This is a genomic window from uncultured Traorella sp. (assembly GCF_944327115.1).
Lineage (GTDB): Bacteria > Bacillota_I > Bacilli_A > Erysipelotrichales > Erysipelotrichaceae > Traorella.
This window is the reverse complement of record NZ_CALVGS010000098.1, coordinates 1-17,603: the sequence shown is the minus strand read 5'-3', so window position 1 is coordinate 17,603 and position 17,603 is coordinate 1. Positions and strand designations below refer to the sequence as shown.

The 17,603-nt window shown below is 39.0% G+C and carries 16 protein-coding genes and 2 rRNA genes; all 18 read right to left on the bottom strand.

The window, feature by feature from the left end:
- Positions 1 to 612, bottom strand: a 612-nt coding sequence (locus tag Q0K35_RS08665) for a dipeptide/oligopeptide/nickel ABC transporter ATP-binding protein (protein ID WP_294562282.1), incomplete at its 3' end; no start/stop codon positions are given.
- Positions 605 to 1,675 (bottom strand): ABC transporter ATP-binding protein, encoded by a 1,071-nt coding sequence (locus Q0K35_RS08660; protein ID WP_294562280.1) that lies wholly within the window; start codon positions 1,673 to 1,675, stop codon positions 605 to 607. The genes Q0K35_RS08665 and Q0K35_RS08660, both read right to left, overlap by 8 nt.
- A 12-nt stretch (positions 1,676 to 1,687) precedes the next feature.
- The gene (oppC, locus tag Q0K35_RS08655; RefSeq protein WP_294562279.1) at positions 1,688 to 2,608 is read right to left on the bottom strand and encodes an oligopeptide ABC transporter permease OppC; all 921 of its coding nucleotides are present in this window, start codon (positions 2,606 to 2,608) and stop codon (positions 1,688 to 1,690) included.
- Complete coding sequence (locus Q0K35_RS08650) at positions 2,608 to 4,083, bottom strand: ABC transporter permease (protein WP_294562278.1); 1,476 nt, start codon at positions 4,081 to 4,083, stop codon at positions 2,608 to 2,610. The genes oppC and Q0K35_RS08650 overlap by 1 nt, the downstream gene beginning before the upstream one ends.
- 85 nt (positions 4,084 to 4,168) lie before the next feature.
- Positions 4,169 to 6,112, bottom strand: coding sequence for a peptide ABC transporter substrate-binding protein (locus Q0K35_RS08645; RefSeq protein WP_294562277.1), 1,944 nt, complete (start codon positions 6,110 to 6,112; stop codon positions 4,169 to 4,171).
- A 316-nt stretch (positions 6,113 to 6,428) separates the two neighbouring features.
- Entirely contained in the window at positions 6,429 to 7,361 is a 933-nt protein-coding gene (locus tag Q0K35_RS08640) for a DUF4097 family beta strand repeat-containing protein (RefSeq protein WP_294562276.1), read from the bottom strand.
- The gene (locus tag Q0K35_RS08635; RefSeq protein WP_294562275.1) at positions 7,351 to 7,671 is read right to left on the bottom strand and encodes a PadR family transcriptional regulator; all 321 of its coding nucleotides are present in this window, start codon (positions 7,669 to 7,671) and stop codon (positions 7,351 to 7,353) included. The genes Q0K35_RS08640 and Q0K35_RS08635 overlap by 11 nt, the downstream gene beginning before the upstream one ends.
- A 169-nt stretch (positions 7,672 to 7,840) precedes the next feature.
- Positions 7,841 to 9,706 (bottom strand): ABC-F family ATP-binding cassette domain-containing protein, encoded by a 1,866-nt coding sequence (locus tag Q0K35_RS08630; protein WP_294562273.1) that lies wholly within the window; start codon positions 9,704 to 9,706, stop codon positions 7,841 to 7,843.
- A gap of 2 nt (positions 9,707 to 9,708) precedes the next feature.
- Positions 9,709 to 11,004, bottom strand: a complete 1,296-nt coding sequence (locus Q0K35_RS08625; RefSeq protein ID WP_294562272.1) for an N-acetylmuramoyl-L-alanine amidase — start codon at positions 11,002 to 11,004, stop codon at positions 9,709 to 9,711.
- A gap of 64 nt (positions 11,005 to 11,068) precedes the next feature.
- Positions 11,069 to 12,451 (bottom strand): asparagine--tRNA ligase, encoded by a 1,383-nt coding sequence (gene asnS / locus Q0K35_RS08620; protein ID WP_294562271.1) that lies wholly within the window; start codon positions 12,449 to 12,451, stop codon positions 11,069 to 11,071.
- Positions 12,452 to 12,678: 227 nt separating this feature from the next.
- Entirely contained in the window at positions 12,679 to 13,317 is a 639-nt protein-coding gene (locus tag Q0K35_RS08615; RefSeq protein ID WP_294562269.1) for a redox-sensing transcriptional repressor Rex, read from the bottom strand.
- 58 nt (positions 13,318 to 13,375) lie between these two features.
- Positions 13,376 to 14,383, bottom strand: coding sequence for a tRNA (adenosine(37)-N6)-threonylcarbamoyltransferase complex transferase subunit TsaD (tsaD, locus tag Q0K35_RS08610; RefSeq protein ID WP_294562268.1), 1,008 nt, complete (start codon positions 14,381 to 14,383; stop codon positions 13,376 to 13,378).
- A complete protein-coding gene (rimI, locus tag Q0K35_RS08605; RefSeq protein WP_294562267.1) occupies positions 14,380 to 14,823 on the bottom strand; it encodes a ribosomal protein S18-alanine N-acetyltransferase in 444 nt (147 codons plus the stop codon). Before rimI ends, tsaD begins: the two co-directional genes overlap by 4 nt.
- The gene (tsaB, locus tag Q0K35_RS08600; protein ID WP_294562266.1) at positions 14,820 to 15,410 is read right to left on the bottom strand and encodes a tRNA (adenosine(37)-N6)-threonylcarbamoyltransferase complex dimerization subunit type 1 TsaB; all 591 of its coding nucleotides are present in this window, start codon (positions 15,408 to 15,410) and stop codon (positions 14,820 to 14,822) included. Before tsaB ends, rimI begins: the two co-directional genes overlap by 4 nt.
- Positions 15,407 to 15,850: a tRNA (adenosine(37)-N6)-threonylcarbamoyltransferase complex ATPase subunit type 1 TsaE gene (gene tsaE / locus Q0K35_RS08595; protein ID WP_294562265.1), complete on the bottom strand. Its 444-nt coding sequence runs from the start codon at positions 15,848 to 15,850 to the stop codon at positions 15,407 to 15,409. The genes tsaB and tsaE overlap by 4 nt, the downstream gene beginning before the upstream one ends.
- Entirely contained in the window at positions 15,847 to 17,058 is a 1,212-nt protein-coding gene (locus Q0K35_RS08590) for a peptidoglycan bridge formation glycyltransferase FemA/FemB family protein (RefSeq protein WP_294562264.1), read from the bottom strand. The genes tsaE and Q0K35_RS08590 overlap by 4 nt, the downstream gene beginning before the upstream one ends.
- 115 nt (positions 17,059 to 17,173) lie before the next feature.
- Positions 17,174 to 17,287 (bottom strand): 5S ribosomal RNA (rrf, locus tag Q0K35_RS08585).
- 57 nt (positions 17,288 to 17,344) lie between these two features.
- A 23S ribosomal RNA gene (locus tag Q0K35_RS08580) occupies positions 17,345 to 17,603 on the bottom strand; the annotation flags it as partial.

Here is a 17,603-nt window from a genome sequence, read left to right as displayed (position 1 = left end):
ATCACGTTCTTTTTGGAACTTCTTCAGCAAATTCAATACCTGGGCACGGATAGAAACGTCCAATGCAGAAATCGGTTCATCAGCAATCAATAATTCAGGTTCCATGACCATCGCACGGGCAATACCGATACGCTGTCTTTGACCACCCGAAAATTCATGCGGATAACGAGTAAGATGCTCATCCAGCAAACCAACGCTTTCAACAGCTTCTCTTACCTTTCTGCGACGATCTTCTTCATCTTTATATAAATGGAAATTGTATAACCCTTCAGAAATGATGTAATCCACCGTAGCACGCTCATTTAATGAAGCGGCAGGATCCTGGAATACCATCTGAATGTTACGAACGACCCATTTATCCAATTCTTTGGAAATCTTTCCACTGATTTTTTTATCTTTGAAATATATTTCTCCCTTAGTCGCAGGATTAATACGAATAATAGCACGTCCAATCGTTGTCTTTCCCGAACCACTCTCACCTACCAGCGAGAAAGTTTCTCCTTTATAGACATCAAAATTGACATCCTGCACAGCAGTGAAAGCTTTCTTTCCGCTGCCAAAAGTTACTTGTAAATCGCGTACCGATAAAATTGTTTCCTTTTCATTAACCACGGTACTCACCTCTTTCGTCTGTCATGTGTATCAATCGATCATGAAGATTCCGGATAGCCTTTGGCGGCTCAACCTGTGGCGCACGTGGATCCAGCAGCCATGTCTTTGCATAGTGTGTATCACTTACTTTAAAGAATGGCGGTTCTTCCTCAAAATCTATTTTCATCGCATAAGGATTTCTCGGTGCAAATGCATCACCTACCACCTTATCATACAATGAAGGTGGCGTACCCGTAATGGCGTAAAGTGGTTCGCCCTTGATACCCAGCTGCGGAAGACTTGAAAGCAACGCCCATGTATAAGGATGCTTTGGTGTATAGAAAATTTCCTCAGCATTACCAAATTCTATGATCTGACCTGCATACATAACAGCTACACGATCAGCAACATTCGCTACAACACCTAAGTCATGCGTAATGTAAACGGTAGTATAGCCATATTCCTTTTGAAGATCTTTGATCAGTTTCAGGATCTGAGCCTGGATCGTAACATCCAAAGCCGTTGTCGGTTCATCACAGATAAGAATATTTGGACGGCAGGCAAGAGCAATCGCAATAACGATACGCTGACGCATACCTCCGGAATACTGGAACGGATATTCATCATAACGAGTTTCAGGATTTGGAATACCAACCTCACCCATTAGCTTGATAGCCATCTGCTTAGCTTCTTCCTTGCTTTTCTTTTGATGCTTGATAATAACTTCCGCAATCTGATAACCGATCGTACGAACCGGATTCAGTGATGTCATCGGATCCTGGAAAACGGTCGCAATTCTTTTACCACGGATTCCTTCCCAGTCTTTATCTTTCTTTAACTTTGTAAGATCTATGCCATCATACATCACAGATCCGTTTGTTATAAAACCATTTGAATCAAGCATTCCGGTAAATGTTTTTGTAAATACAGATTTTCCTGAACCCGATTCACCAACGATAGCAATCGTTTCACCTTCATATAAATCCAGAGAAACACCACGAATCGCCGTTAAGACACGTGAACGGACATGGAACTGCACCTCAATATCTTTAGCGGATAAAATTACTTTTCTTTCTTCACTCATCATTCTATCCTCCTAATTCATATGTGTACGCGGATCAGAAGCATCAGCCAAAGCTTGTCCGACCACATACAACGATACTGATATCAAAGCACTGACTCCAACAGGTATCCAGAAAAGATAACCAGCTGAACTCATATATGGTGCATATGTTTGAATGATATAACCAAGACTTGCTTCCTGGGCACCCATACCTACACCAACATAGCTTAAGAACACTTCATACGAAATGAAGTTAGGTACATCACGGGCTACTGATGTCACGATAACTGAAATCAGATATGGCAATACATTGTGCAGCAACACCTTATACGTAGGTGTACCAAGGCATCGAGATGCTAAGTTATATTCACGGTCACGGATGATCATTACCTGAACACGGATGAAGTATGCCGTACTGAGCCATGAAGTACAGGACAATGCAAAGATCAACTGCCATTTTCCAGGACCAAGAACGAATACCAGAACCATTACTACAAGTAGGAAAGGTACATTGGCAACAATGTTATAAACCTCGATCATGAATGAATCAATCTTCTTAGAATAACCCCAAAGCATTCCGACAGCCACACCCAGCACAGTCGTAATTGCAGTTGAGATCACAGCAATCTCTAAAGATGCACGTGTTCCATACCAAACAGCAGAGAACACATCACGGCCACCATTATCGGTACCGAACAAAAATTGCAGGCTAGGACGAAGAAACTGACGCCAACGATCATTAATATAAGGATTGACCGCCGGATCATATCCACTGATCAGTGGATGAATGAAAGCCATAGCGACAACCAAACCTGCGATTATTAACATCGTAATAGCAATTTTATTACTAAAGAATTTCTTAAATACACTCTTCCAATATGAATAATGGGGAGCGGCGATATGCTCAGAAGCACCTTCCTGTATGCCGACAAGAGTAAATTTGTTATCTTCCATTATCGACTATCTCCTTTCGAGCTTAACTGAATGCGAGGATCTACAATCGTCATCAGAATATCGCCAAGCAAAAGCGAGAATATAGATAATGCCGTAAATATAAAGGTCAATGTGATAACCATATTGTTATTGTAGGCATTGATTGAATCCGGAAGCATCTTACCCATACCAGGAATGGCAAATACCGATTCAGTGATAACAGAACCACTGATGCACAAAATAATTGAGCTAGGTATTCCATTCACGATTGGAATGATCGCATTCTTTAAAATATGTTTATTGAATATTTCTTTTTCATTTAATCCTTTTGCACGAGCAAACTTAACATAATCTGCATTTGACTGATCGATCATATAACGACGTATCCAAATCATAACACTTGCTGTACTCATCAGCGCAAGAATGATGACAGGTAATATATATGAACGAATATCAGAGAATCCATACTGAGGGAATTTATCTGGTAAACCAAACATCAAACCAATCTGCTTTGCAAAATAGATAAAGGCCAGTGATGGTACGGCAATCATGAAATTGATATAAACCATTCCTAATTTATCCTGCCACTTATCTTTTTTACGTGCCATCATAACACCTGCAGGCAGCGCAATCGCATAAGCAATAATTAACGATAAGATACCAAACATGTAAGATAACGTAGTCATTGAAGGCGCTGTATAGTTGTAAGCACAGTTCGCATAGTTATCATCAAAATGACTCTCATCAAGATGATCTAATGTTGATGTCGCCTTGTACTGACACGTATAAAGATTGATCGGAGAATTACCCGTTGACCCATTTGGGAATGTAATTTCTTCGCTCTTTGTCTTATCCTGTCCTCTATTGATGACCTCTAAGGTATTGACACCAGAATGAGTTGGGAACGAAATACCAAAATTCAACTTAATAACATTTTGATGTATAAACGGGAATGAACCATTTACATAAAGCTGATACTGATATTGACATCCTGAACATTTAAGCGCAGGTATTCCATTCGGTCCACTTTCAATGTAATAGCTTCTTTCCAAATCAGGATTATCCGAATCCTGTACTGCTGATGGGTTATCAATAACAATTAGATTTGAAAAGAATCTACCGACTAATTCAGGAATTGAATAGTTGCGATAAGCAAACACAAGTCCGCTTTTTAGAGTTTGTATCGTATAGCCGTCATTTTCATAAGCTTTAACGACCTCTTCAAAGTCACCTTCGCTTGCCATACAGCTGCTATAATCATCACTATAAGCTTTGCACATGTCTGCTTGCTGCTGATAATCGAGATATCCCAATTCTTTCCATCTTGCATACATATATGTTGTACGTGAATCACCCTGTAATTTCGTAAAGTTAGGATCCACCTTAAATATTTCATCACGTGGTATTAATGTATAAACCAAAATGATGGCAATGCATACTACGGCAAGAATGGAAAATATTGAACGAATAAATCTTCCTAGAATATATTTTTTCACAAAATATCCTCCTTCCACAGATAATAATAAGGGATTGAAAGTAATTTTTCAATCCCTTCGTGATAATTCATAATCTCTGCAGGAATTATTGTGCTTCTCTTGCAGCTAACCATTCCTCATAAGCAGCATCATACTGTTCTCTTGTTACAGTTTCTTCCTGAACTCTCATGAACTTGTACTTATATTCAGAGATACCAGTATTTGAATAGCTTCTTGTAAATGGAACTACCTTAGTTACTACATAACCACGAGCGTCCATCTGCTGAGGCACCATGATTGCATTGGCTACCATATAAGCATCAGCTTTTGCAAATGCTTCATAACGTGCCTGCATATCAGTAGTAATTGCATCAGCTTCACGATATAATCTTTCGTATTCATCTAATCCTACTTCAGCTTTAGCTTCCTGGCTAGATGGATCATTTTCATCATCTAATGCCAAGCCAAGTGTGTGCATATAAGCACCAGAAGAAGTTGAATAAATATCTACGAATGATTTAGGGTCAGCATAGTCAGGTGACCAGCCTGAGAATGTATTGATGTCATAGTCAGCTCTTGCTGGATCCTGATTACGATAGCAAATATCATTAACTACATCATAAGATTGTAAAATAACGTTGATAATGATCTGTCCGTCTGTGTTTGCTTCAACAGACTGTTTCATAGAGTTTGCTCTATCGATATAAATCTGTGACTGATCACCGATAGCAAGTAAATCCAATGTAACAGGGAACTGAACACCTTCAGCCTTAGCAGCTTCGATGTATTCCAATGCTTTTTCCTTGTTTAAGAATGGATCCTGACCATCAGATAAGTCAATTGCTTCACCAGTCAGCTCTTCATAAGCATTATTTACTAATTCAGTATAGCTTGTTCCATCCGGAGCAGTTACGATATCAGGGAACTGGTTCATATTACGCAACATATCAACAGCTACTTCTTCAGGAGTATTTACTGTCAAATAAGCAACACGGTCGAATGCAGCCATGTAAGCACGGCGGAAGTTAGCATTTCTGATCGCATTCTGCGTATTTTCTTTTTCCGCATCAGTCGTATGAGCTGTATAGTTATAAGACTGACGGTTATAATTGAAGTTTGTTCCGAAACATGCACTGTTTGGTAAAGTTGGATAATAATAATCTTTGTATTCTTCTACATATTCTTCAAAGTCTTCCCAGCTTGCACTCAATGTAGCCTGAGTATAAGTACCCTGGGCAAATCCGTTGATTACTGAATAAGGGTCACTGCCATCATCAAAATACCAGTCAACTGTTTCTACATAAACATGTTCTGCATCCCAATAATTTTCATTTTTCTGGAACTGAATATGAGATTTAGAATCCAGGGCTGTCAATAAATAGCCACCATTATAAAGAATGGAAGAAGGATCTACTGAACCAAATGAACAAGTTGTTCTATCAGGTTCACCCAGCTTACATCCTACACCTTGAGATTCCAAGAAAGTAGCATTAATCGGGTAAAGAATTGCGTAAGTTGTCATTGAATCAAAGTATGGAGTAGACTGTTCCATCGTGTATTCAACAGTATAAGTATCTACTGCTTTAACACCTACTTCATCAAAAGTGACTGCTCCACGCTCATACTCCACGAAATTCTTCAGTACACCTTCAAGCAGCCAAGCTGTACCTGATTCAAAATCAACTGCGTGCTGTAAACCGGTAACGAAGTCCTGAGCAGTTACTTCGCCATACTCAACACCTTCAGAAGTTACCCACTGAACTCCTTCACGTAAGTGGAAAGTCCAAACTGTGGCATCATCATTAGATTCCCAGCTTTCTGCAAGTGCTCCTACAAGCTCACCTGTTGTGCTGTTTTCCAACAATCCATCAACGAGGTTTGCGTTTACTTGATGGTCAACAGCATACTGTGATGTAACATAGTCCAGGTTCTGAACATCGCTTGAATATACATAAGCATAGTTCGTAACGCTTGAAACATTATTTCCGCCACATCCAGAAAGAGCTGCAACCATAAGAGCACTTAAAGATAATCCTAAAAATTTTTTCATAATCTTTTTATCCTCCTATTGATAAAATATCATAGCCTCTCTGCTATACTCAAACATTTTAAATGATGAGAAACAAAAATGCAAGCAAATTTGAAGTTTTTTTGAAGTTTTTTTCTTTTTTTTCATATTTTTTGTAACTGTTTTCACAAAATATATCATTCGTTCTTCTGTGAACGACATATAAAAACAAGTGTCTTTATAAGAAAGACACTTGTTTTCCTTATGAAGATTTCTTTCATTATCCTGAGATTTCTTCATTTGATCCGTCAATTTATTTTCAATTATATATTTTTCAAAATCTTTTGATAAAAATGCATTAATCTGTTATCTCAATATCACCCATACGGCTGATCAATTCAATTTTACACTTACCATCATTTTTTATAAAACCATGTTTTTTCAACGTCACATCTCGAACACGGCATTTAATATCTCCCAATCCTTTTGTATAGGAAATATCAAATGAATCATTTCCAGAAATATTTAATTTGATATCCCCCAGGCTGCTTTTCATGAACACCTGATCTGCCCGGGCTATATGAGCTTTCACATCACCTAAACGACTTTCAAGATTGATGCTTGGTGCATTTGCATTACATTTGACATCTCCCTTGGATGTAAAGGCATGCACGCTTTTATCTGCCTTAAATGATCCTTTGATATCCCCTAGTGCGTTATCTACAGATATTTCTTTTCCGGTGATATCACCCTCAAAATCACCTGACTGAGTCTTTATATCAACCTGATCAAATATTCCTTTTTCAATTTCAATATCACCTAACTTGGTCTGTGCTTCAAGCTTCAGACCAGCAGGTAAGGTAATCTTCATCTTCACATTTTTAAGTATTCCGGGCAGCTGCATCGGTTTGCTGTGTAATTTGAAATAATATGTCTGATTCTCGGTATAACACTCAAAATCATAATAAGCATGGCTGGTACTTTTCCAATTTTTAAGCTCATATTCCATCTTATTCCCCATTTTTATCTCAATATCCCCTTTATCACTATAAATAACTGCTGAATGGATATTCTGATCCGCTTTGAGGGTTGGCTTAGGTTCATTCTTCAATTCATTGATAAATTCAGAAATATTCCCCAATGATTCAATGATTTCCTCTTCGCTGCTGCCATCAGCCAAACCAATTTCAAAATGTTCATTAAAATCCTCCAAAATTTCCTGGCTTCTTTCTGGTGAACAGCCTTCAAGTGCTTTTTTTAACTGATTCATATATTCTTCTCTACTCATCATCGTTTTCCTCCAATATTTTTTCTACCTGTCTCACAAATTCATGCCATTGCTTTCTTGCTGCCTTTTCCGCATCATATCCCTTTTCTGTCAGATGATAATACTTACGTGCAGGCCCATCACTAGATTCTTTTAAATAGGTTTCTACCAGCTTCTCATCTTTAAGTCTTTTTAAGATTGGATAAAGCGTTCCTGTCGCAATCGACATCGATCGTGATATTTTTTCTGTCAGCTCATACCCATATTGATCACGGACTTTCAATTGACTTAATACACACATATCCAGGACACCTTTTTTTAACTGTGCATTCATCGTATCACTCCTTGAGTGTATTATATCACCAACTATTATATATTACAATATAGTAGTTTATATTTTATATGTGAAAATAAAATGATTTCTAATAAAAAAGCATTTGAATTCATGATCTTATTTCAGCTCTAAAGATCATGTTCAAACACTTTTCATTTCTATATAGCTTTTACTGTGCTTTATCCATTATTTCACTATATTCTTCCCATTTAGCCATTAGATTTTCGATTTCATTATTGACATCATCAATTTTTTCATCTAATTCTGCCATCTTACGATAATCATGATAATATTCCGGATCAAAACGCAGCTCACGCAATGCTTCGATTTCGGTTTCTTTCTGATCGATCATCTTTTCAAGACGGCGAATTTCTCTTGAATAATTGATATTCTTCTTTTCTTCCTGCTTAACAGGTGCCGATGATTTTTTCGCCTTTACAGGTTCTTCATGCGGCTTATTACGATCCAGGTAATCCTGATAATTCATCTTATAAAAGGTTGCGCCATTTTCATCAATATGAAGGATGGCCGTTGCCAGCTTATTGATAAAGTAACGGTCATGGGAAACAAACATCATCGTTCCGTCATATTCTTTCAATGAATTTTCCAAAGCTTCTTTTCCGGCCAGATCAAGATGATTGGTCGGTTCATCCATGATCAAAAAGTTAGGCTGCTTCAGCATCAGCTTTACAAGTGACAGACGCACCTTCTCACCACCGCTTAAACAATCAATCGTCTTAAATACATCATCGCCTGTAAACAAAAAACATCCCAAAGCTGTTCTGATTTCACTGCGTGTCATATCCGGATATTCATTCCACACTTCTTCTAATATCGTATTATTGCTGTTAAACTGAGCCAGATCCTGATCAAAATAACCGATCTCGATCTGATGACCCAGCAGCTTTTCACCGCCGAGAGAAGGTATCAGATCCATGATCGTTTTTACTAACGTTGATTTTCCTTTACCATTCGGCCCAATGACCGCCACTCGTTCATGCTGCATGATTTCAAAGGAAACCTTACAGAGCACATGATCATATCCGATAGCAAGATCTTTTACCTCTAATACGCGTTTTCCGCCGCGAATACGTGCATGAAAATGTGCCTTAAAGCTTCTTTTAGATGGATTGACATCTTCTATTTTATCCATTCTTTCCAAATATTTGATCTTGCTTTGCGCAAATGCCGCTTTATTTTTCTTATAACGGAATTTTTCGATCAATGCCTCAATACGTTCAATTTCTTTCTGCTGACGCGCATAAGCACTTTTTTGACGTTCGATATCACTTTCCTTCGTTTTCAAAAAAGCATCATAATTGCCGACATAACGACGCATGACGCCCCATTCGATTTCATAGATCTCATCCGCAACATTATTGATAAAGGTGCGGTCATGAGAAACCAGAACCACAGCCTTAGGATAGCGTTTCACAAATCCTTCCAGCCATTCGATCGTTTCCAAATCAAGATGATTCGTCGGCTCATCCAGCAGCAAGATATCCGGTTGAGAAAGCAGCAGCTTCACAAAAGCAATACGAGTGCGCTGTCCTCCTGAAAATGTTTTGATCTGCCGTGACAGATCCTCTTCTTTAAATCCGAATTTTGTAAACACCGTTTCAATCGACGATTGTATCGTATAACCGCCTCTTTCTTCAAATGCGTGCTGAAGATTGGCATATTCCTCCAACAATGCCTCACTATGATCATATTCCATTTGTTGATAGACCTTCTCCAACCGATCTTTAATTTTTAAGACTTCCCAAAAAACAGTGTTCATTTCATCCTGCACACTGTTTTCTTCATTCGCAAATGTTGTCTGAGCTAAATAACCGATACGGCAATCATTCGCCTTATGGATCACACCGCTATCCAATTCTTCCTCACCGGCCATGATCTTCAAAAGGGTGGTCTTTCCACAACCATTATTACCAATCAGAGCTATTTTCTCATTATTTCTGACTTCAAACTGAATATTTTCAAACAAGGTGGTACCACCAAAGCCCTTGCTTCCTTTATTAATCTGATATTTCATAGTTAATGATCCCCAATTTCAATCTGATAATAAGTAGCAATCGAATCCGCAATGCTACTCATGATACTTTCGTAATCATCCACCCAAAGCTTATAATCCATTGGGTTGGAAACATAGATCAGACGCATCATCAACGCCTGCATGCCTTTTTTATTCCCGCTCGCAAATGCATTTTCCTCACGCATGGATTCATTCATGCTGCCGGCTCCCGTTGCGACTCCGCCTGTTTCACGAACCACAGAATTATTATCATACAGGATACCTTCGGCATTTTTTGCGGTATTCGTCAAAACACCGTTTTGTACCGTTCCCGGATATAGCGTTGAACCCATCAGACCTACGCTTTCTTCTAAATCATGAATGATCTGGTTGGCCAGTGCTGAAGAAGCATAATAAGAATGCGTAATTTCGATACCACTGGTAGAAGAATAATCTGAGCCATTAAATTGCAGGTTCAGATATAACTTTGCTTCATGCTCATAACCAATATAAGCCCGGCCATCAACACCATTGGTATTGATCTGCTGTTCCATTGAATTTTTTGTCAAGCCTACAACAAAACCATACTCCTCCAGTTTTTCTTTCAAAACCAGAGCAGCCTTATACATTTCATCATTCTCATTTAAGCCGTTGATCTGATACCCCCAGCGAACACCTGTGCCATAGTCATCATTACCGCCAAACGGATCGATCAAAATATCATATTTATCTTCCTGAACCTTGTCACTTGTGATATTCAGATATACATAATTCTGACTTAATTCAGTATCTTTTAAATAATTATTCGTCGCAATAACTTCAACTTTTTTGCTTCCATCATTACGGGTGACCGTATGAAAAACATCACTGATCTCATTTGTGCTGATCATGCGATATTCCTGAAGATTATTAACGACATAGACCTCATAAAAACCATCCTCTAATTCTCCCAGATCAATCTGTTGATCAACAGAATTGGATAATTGAAACAATATCTTCTCATCGTTGCAAAGATTTCTAAGCTGGATCGTTTTTCCAAATAGATCATCACTTTGTCCTAATGTATAAGGTTCTTGCAGAAAACTTAAATTTTCACCATAAAAGAAATAATCGCTGATTTCATATGTTCTTTCATATTCCTGTTCCAATAAAGCATGGGTCTTGGAAACCGAATAAGAACAGATCTGTACGCCTTCATTGTTTTCTGTACGCGGGAAAAGAACATTTATCAAAAGATAAATGACACACAAAATTAAACATAACAGCGGAATTGCAATTTTCCATTTGATTTTTCTTCGCGGTTTTTTTACATAAGCCATATTCTTTTCCTTTCGCTATTATTATAGTTGAAATGTGAAAAAAAAACTAGACCCTATGCAGAGTCTAGAATATCAGATTTCTTGGTGTTCTTGGGAATGGTTCCGTATCACGGATATTACCGATACCCGTTAAATACATTAAGAAACGATCAAAGCCAAGACCAAATCCGGCATGCTTGCAGCCACCAAAGCGTCTTAGATCCATGTACCATTCCAGATTTTCGGTTTTCATGCCCATATCTTCCATTCTCTTTTTCAGTACATCATAACGTTCTTCACGCTGACTGCCGCCAACAAGCTCACCTACTCCCGGAACGAGAAGATCACAAGCGGCTACCGTTTTTCCATCATCATTCATACGCATATAGAACGCCTTGATATCTTTTGGATAGTCGGTCAGGAATACCGGACCATGGACAATCTGTTCACAGATATAACGTTCATGTTCACGGTTAAGATCCATGCCCCATGAAACCTTGTTTTCAAACTTCACATCTGCTTTTTCTAATATTTCAATGGCTTCCGTATAAGTCATGCGCTTAAATTCACTGTTACGAATCATATTCAAACGATTCATCACATCATGATCGATCATCGTATTGAAGAATTTCATTTCTTCAGGTGCATTTTCTAATACATAATCGATACAGTATTTGATCATATCTTCGATCAGATTCATATTATCGTTTAAATCCGCAAAAGCAATTTCCGGTTCGATCATCCAAAATTCCGATGCATGGAATGGTGTATTTGAATTTTCAGCCCTAAAAGCCGGTCCGAATGTGTAAACATCCCTAAAGGCCAAAGCAAAAGCTTCGACATGTAATTGACCCGTTACAGTCAGATAGGCTTCTTTTCCGAAAAAGTCCTCTTCATATTTATCGTCACTGCGTACAGTTGCCTTAAACATTTCACCTGCACCCTCACCGTCATTGCCGGTGATGATCGGTGTATGCACATAGACAAAGCCCTGATCCTGGAAAAACTCATGAATGGCCATGGACAATACGCTTCTTAAACGGAAAACAGCGTAATAGGTATTTGCACGGGGACGGATATGTGGTATTTCACGCAGATATTCGAAACTATGACGCTTCTTCTGCAGCGGATAATCCTCATCGCAATCCCCCTCCAATATGCTTTCAGTCACCTGGATTTCAAAAGGCTGTTTACCCTCTGGGGTCAAAACAAATTTACCGGTAATCGTTAATGCAGTTCCGGTACGATAATGGCGTACTTCCTCAAAGTTTTTCAACGTTGTCTGATAAACGAGCTGTGCATTTCTAAAATAAGTACCATCATTAAGCTCAATAAATCCCAGCTTACCATTACAACGATTAGTTCTGACCCATCCTTGCAACTGCACATACTCAATCGAATCCAATTCCATATGATTCTGTGATTGAACCATTTCATACAATTCACGAATCGTCATAAATTCAAACATATCTCTTTCTCCTTTTTCTTATAAAAAAACGTTCCCATTCAGGAACGTAATAACGCGGTGCCATCCTGATTCGTACCTTCTGATACGCATCTTATATGCATATAACGCCTGCCCGCGTAACCGTCTACTCAATTTCTCCGGTTCAGCTCCATGAGTGTTCCACGCTCATCTTCCCTTCTTCATCTTTCACCATCATGAAGTCGCTGATAAGGGAGTCAATGGGTGACTCATTTCTTTGCCGTTTTCTTATCTAAAGCATTTGTTTCAAAAACAAGCTCCTGTATAGATGATACTACATCAACGTACTTAATTGCAACCCCTTTTGGCACTTGAATGTGCTCATGGGTAAAATCAACGATGCCTACGATACCACACTTCACCAGTCTGTCCACGGTCTGTTGGATATCAGTACTGGCAGCAAGGATCGCGATTCGACATCCTTGAGGAATTTTTTCTTCCAATTCACTAAGATCATAGACCGGAATGCCAAAACGTACTCCCTGTCTATCAGCAGAAACATCAAAAGCACATGTTATCTCACCGACAACATAATTCCATTTATTATATTTCATTAATGCCCGGCCAAGATTTCCGGCACCAATCAAAATAATTTTTTCATCAAAATCTAATCCAAGCTCTTGTGAAAAAATATCAATCAGTTTTGACACATCATATCCGTATCCTTGCTTTCCAAGATTACCGAGAAATGAAAAATCACGACGTATCGTTGTTGATTCAATATTTACATATTCACTTAATTCCTTCGATAAAATCCTTTCTACGCCCGAATTTGCAAGCTTTCTCAATGCTTTTAAATATAGGGGATATCTTTGAAGCGTTGCCTTTGGCACATTTTTGTTTGTCATACGATCACCTACAATCAGTATATCACAAAAGTAAATCTTTGTGAATAATCTAATTTATTTAACTTTCAAGATCCATTCCCGGATCCGCACTGACATCAAAACCGGCCCGTACACCATGACGATAAGCAACGCTTCCGGCAACACCGATCATAGCGGCATTATCTGTACAACACGACAGCGGTGGGATCAGACATTCAACGTTTGGATATTTTTTCTGAAGATCATTGGTCACATGCTCACGTAAACAGCTATTGGCAGCCACTCCACCGGCCAATACAAACTGTTTCACCTTAAGGCTTGCTAATGCCTTATCAGCTCTTTCTAACAGACAGCTGATGGCTGTTTCCTGAAAGGAGCAAGCAAGATCCTCAGGTTTAAATGTTTCATTTTGACGCTCCATACGCTTGATAAATTGCAATACTCCGGATTTAAGGCCCGAGAAAGAAAAATCGAGTTCTTTTTCCGGTTTTGGTTTCGGCAGCTTATAAATATTTTTTCCCTGCTTTGATAATTTATCAATATATACACCTCCCGGATAAGGAAGCCCCAAAACTCTGCCCACCTTATCAAAAGCTTCACCGATCGCATCATCCTGAGTGGTTCCTAACACCTCAAAGCTCCACTCATCCTTCATATAGATCAGTTCGGTATGTCCACCGCTGACAACTAATGCCAGCAATGGAAAATGCAATTCACTGACAAGACGATTGGCATAAATATGTCCTGCAATATGATGAACAGGTACCAATGGCTTTTTAAATGCCCATGCCAGTGTTTTAGCGGCCTGAACGCCTACATGCAGGCTGCCGATCAGACCGGGACCCTGCGTAAAAGCAACGGCATCGATATCTTCCATTTTTAAATTTGCTTTTTTTAGGCATTCATTAATGACCATAGAAATATTTTCAATATGTATGCGTGAAGCAATTTCCGGAATCACGCCGCCATATTCTTTATGGACATCGATCTGTGTCGCTACGACATTCGCAAGAACAATATGCTCATCCTCGATCACTGCTGCTGCAGTTTCATCGCAGCTTGATTCAATTGCCAGTATCTTACTCATATGTTTCCTCCTAAAGCTTTCATCATGAAAAGGGCATCCTCCCCGTCTTCATAATAGCCTTTTCTTATATTCATCTCATAAAAGCCACATTTTTTATATAAATGAATGGCAGCTTCATTACTTTTCCTAACCTCCAGCGAAAGGACGCTGCATTTTTGCCGGTCGCACTGTTCGATGACATAGCTCATCAACTCATAAGCAATGCCATGACGTCTGGCTTGATGCGACACCGCCAATGTCGTGATCTGGGCATCATCAAAAAGAATGTAATAGCCAACCATTCCTAAGACTTGACCATCTTTTTCATATACCTTCATATTTGAAAATTCATTTTTTGAAATTTCATATTCGAAATCTTCACGTTTCCAATGCTCATGAAACGCTTCTTTTTCGATTTCCATTACCTGATCCAGATCATCTGGCGTCATTTCACGGATCATTTTACTAATTCTTCCTTATTTTTTAAATAATGAGGTGTCAGTGTATGTACATTTGCCACTTTCTTCCATGAACATTTCACTGCTATGAAATTCGCAGCCAGATCGATTTCTTTATTTTCTTCACCTATAAGGTAGGTATCCCCCATGATGTTGATCCCTCTATCTTTGTCTTCTTTGATTTGATCAAGTGTTTTTATCGTTTCACTAACAAGTCTTCCGTTTTCACATGTTCCGCAATAAACGCGATTGCTGCGGGCATCTAAAATAACTTCTCCACTGTTTTGACCTGCAAATATCAAATAAGTAGGTATTGTATATAAATCAATAGGCTTCTGCGTACATAAGACCTTTGCGAAAGTCATCGCAATGCGTTCGCCAGTATAGCTTCCAGGCCCCTCTGTCAGTACGATTTGATCAAGATCATCGCATTCCCATCCCGCCTGATCCATACAAGCATTCAACGCTTCAAAAAAGCGTTCGCTTTGCTGCTTCCAGGCCCACTCATTCCATGAGCTAAGACACTGGTCATCCTCAAAGCAGCCGACAACGATATACTTATGACATGTATCTAATACTAATGTTTTCATAAAAGCTTCTCCAATAATGATTCATAACGCTCTCCATAAGCATTGATATCAAAAATTCTTTCTTCATCTTTCTGAATATATATAGAAATATCCAATCGCTCTTCAGGAAGGATATCTTTGATGAATTCTCCCCACTCGATCACACAGACACCCTCTCCCTGAAGTATTTCCTCGAATCCAAGATCCTGATCGATTCCTTCCATTCGATAGGCATCAATATGATAGAGCGGTATATTTCCTTTATAGATTTTTAAAATAGTAAAGGTCGGCGAGCTGATTGTTTTATCAATGCCCATCCCCTTGCCGATACTTTTAGTAAGCGTTGTTTTTCCGGCACCTAAATCACCATTTAAAGTAATACACATGCCTTTGAAACTCAATTCTCCTAACTTTCTTCCTAATAGCTCGGTATCCTTTTTTGAATGAATAACTTTCTTCATAATCTTCTCTTCTTTCTTATTGTATAAGCCAAACGACTTAAACGGTATAAAAGATGATTGACCGGCAGATCAAATTCACCGATATATTCGCTGACAAGTGCATTGAATTTTGATTTATAACCCGTTAGACCATCATCCAGCGTTCCTTCAACACCGCCCATGCAAGCATACTCATAACCTTGATCGAAAACAAATTGGAAACGAATGAAATGAGATAAAAATTGCGGCTTAAAGCTCTTAAAATCTTCATTCATACCAGCATATAACATCTCAACCGTCTTTCCATATCCAATCATCAAAGCTCCGGCGATATAGGTGTTTGAATCATATTTTTTAAGTACCTCTTCAAGGGATTTCCATTCTTCAGTCAAATTTTTCTGATCGATCTGAAGACGGTCGATCTGATTCAATGATAAATTATCCTGACTCAATTCTTTTTCAATTTCAGAAAGACGTTCCTGCACTTCATGCCCGCGAATCGTCGGATCTACGCTGCACAGGAACAAATAGGCATCGTCCTGATAAACTTCCATTAATTTTTTGAAATATTCCCGGTTTCTCAACGCAACACCTTTACGAATTTCCGTCAGATGCATGATATCTGAAAAGACATCTACCATTTCAATACCATAGCGTTTAACTTCAACATGCTTTCGTAGTGCCGCATTTTTGGATTTACGTACATCCTTTTGTACATATTTGGCGAAATCATCAACCTTGTGTACTCCCATTTGAAATCGTGGCTGTACCGTATCCTTCATATCTAGCGTAAAGCCTAAATGACGGCCGCCGCCATTTTCAATGTTATGAATGATTTCCTGGGTATTATCAGCATAAGCTGTCTTATCCTTATCTTTCACTAAAAACTCCCGGATACGTATGCCCGGATCAAACTTAATGAATAAACAATGATATTTTTTGGCCCATGTACTTAATGAATTAAGATAAAAGCGTACAAGTTCTTTATTCTCATAATCCATGATAGGTCCTCTAGGTATATACATCATCGTTAATGAAAAAGGAAGTCTTTTGATCAACACAAGACTCGAACCAACCAATTGGCCGTCTTCCTCCACACCTACGATCGCATGATCCCAGTTATCCTTGACACTTGCCCATGAAGAGGACTGAAGAAGTGCACATAAGGGGTGATTCTTAACAAATTCATCGTGTTGATTTGGTTCAATATTTTCTTTAAAAATAAACATATTCGTCCTCCTGTTGTATTATATCACACTCTATGACAAATTACTTCTATCAAACGTTTTGTTTTATTCTTTTGAATTTAATAATAAAAAAAGACTCACAAGGAGTGAGTCGGTGATCTGGCAGCGAGCTATCTTCACAGGGGCAGGCCCGGCTATTGTCACCGCGCGAGTGCTTAACTTCTGTGTTCGGGATGGGTACAGGTGTTTCCACTCGGCCATCGCCACCAGAGCTCTGAGGTCGTTCCCTCAAAACCGAATAACAGTCGACTTTCCATTCTCTTCCTTTGTGATTAAGTCCTCGACCGATTAGTATCAGTCAACTCCACATATCGCTATGCTTCCATCTCTGACCTATCTACCTGATCGTCTTTCAGGGGTCTTACTACTTGCGTATGGGAAATCTCATCTTGGAGGCGGTTTCGTGCTTAGATGCCTTCAGCGCTTATCCGTTCCCTTCTTAGCTACCCAGCTGTGCATCTGGCGATACAACTGGTGCACCAGCGGAAGGTCCATCCCGGTCCTCTCGTACTAAGGACAGCTCTCCT

Coding starts and splice junctions, on each gene's coding strand:
- rimI (WP_294562267.1), bottom strand. CDS start 14,823: ATGATCCGTGAAATGACGCCAGATGATCTGGATCAGGTAATGGAAATC.
- tsaE (WP_294562265.1), bottom strand. CDS start 15,850: ATGAAGAAAGTTATTCATTCAAAAAAGGATACCGAGCTATTAGGAAGA.
- oppC (WP_294562279.1), bottom strand. CDS start 2,608: ATGGAAGATAACAAATTTACTCTTGTCGGCATACAGGAAGGTGCTTCT.
- asnS (WP_294562271.1), bottom strand. CDS start 12,451: ATGTTTGAATTTATGACGATTCGTGAATTGTATGAAATGGTTCAATCA.
- tsaD (WP_294562268.1), bottom strand. CDS start 14,383: ATGAGTAAGATACTGGCAATTGAATCAAGCTGCGATGAAACTGCAGCA.
- tsaB (WP_294562266.1), bottom strand. CDS start 15,410: ATGAAAACATTAGTATTAGATACATGTCATAAGTATATCGTTGTCGGC.
- Q0K35_RS08660 (WP_294562280.1), bottom strand. CDS start 1,675: ATGAGTGAAGAAAGAAAAGTAATTTTATCCGCTAAAGATATTGAGGTG.
- Q0K35_RS08625 (WP_294562272.1), bottom strand. CDS start 11,004: ATGGCTTATGTAAAAAAACCGCGAAGAAAAATCAAATGGAAAATTGCA.
- Q0K35_RS08615 (WP_294562269.1), bottom strand. CDS start 13,317: ATGACAAACAAAAATGTGCCAAAGGCAACGCTTCAAAGATATCCCCTA.
- Q0K35_RS08640 (WP_294562276.1), bottom strand. CDS start 7,361: ATGATGAGTAGAGAAGAATATATGAATCAGTTAAAAAAAGCACTTGAA.
- Q0K35_RS08590 (WP_294562264.1), bottom strand. CDS start 17,058: ATGTTTATTTTTAAAGAAAATATTGAACCAAATCAACACGATGAATTT.
- Q0K35_RS08630 (WP_294562273.1), bottom strand. CDS start 9,706: ATGAAATATCAGATTAATAAAGGAAGCAAGGGCTTTGGTGGTACCACC.
- Q0K35_RS08635 (WP_294562275.1), bottom strand. CDS start 7,671: ATGAATGCACAGTTAAAAAAAGGTGTCCTGGATATGTGTGTATTAAGT.
- Q0K35_RS08645 (WP_294562277.1), bottom strand. CDS start 6,112: ATGAAAAAATTTTTAGGATTATCTTTAAGTGCTCTTATGGTTGCAGCT.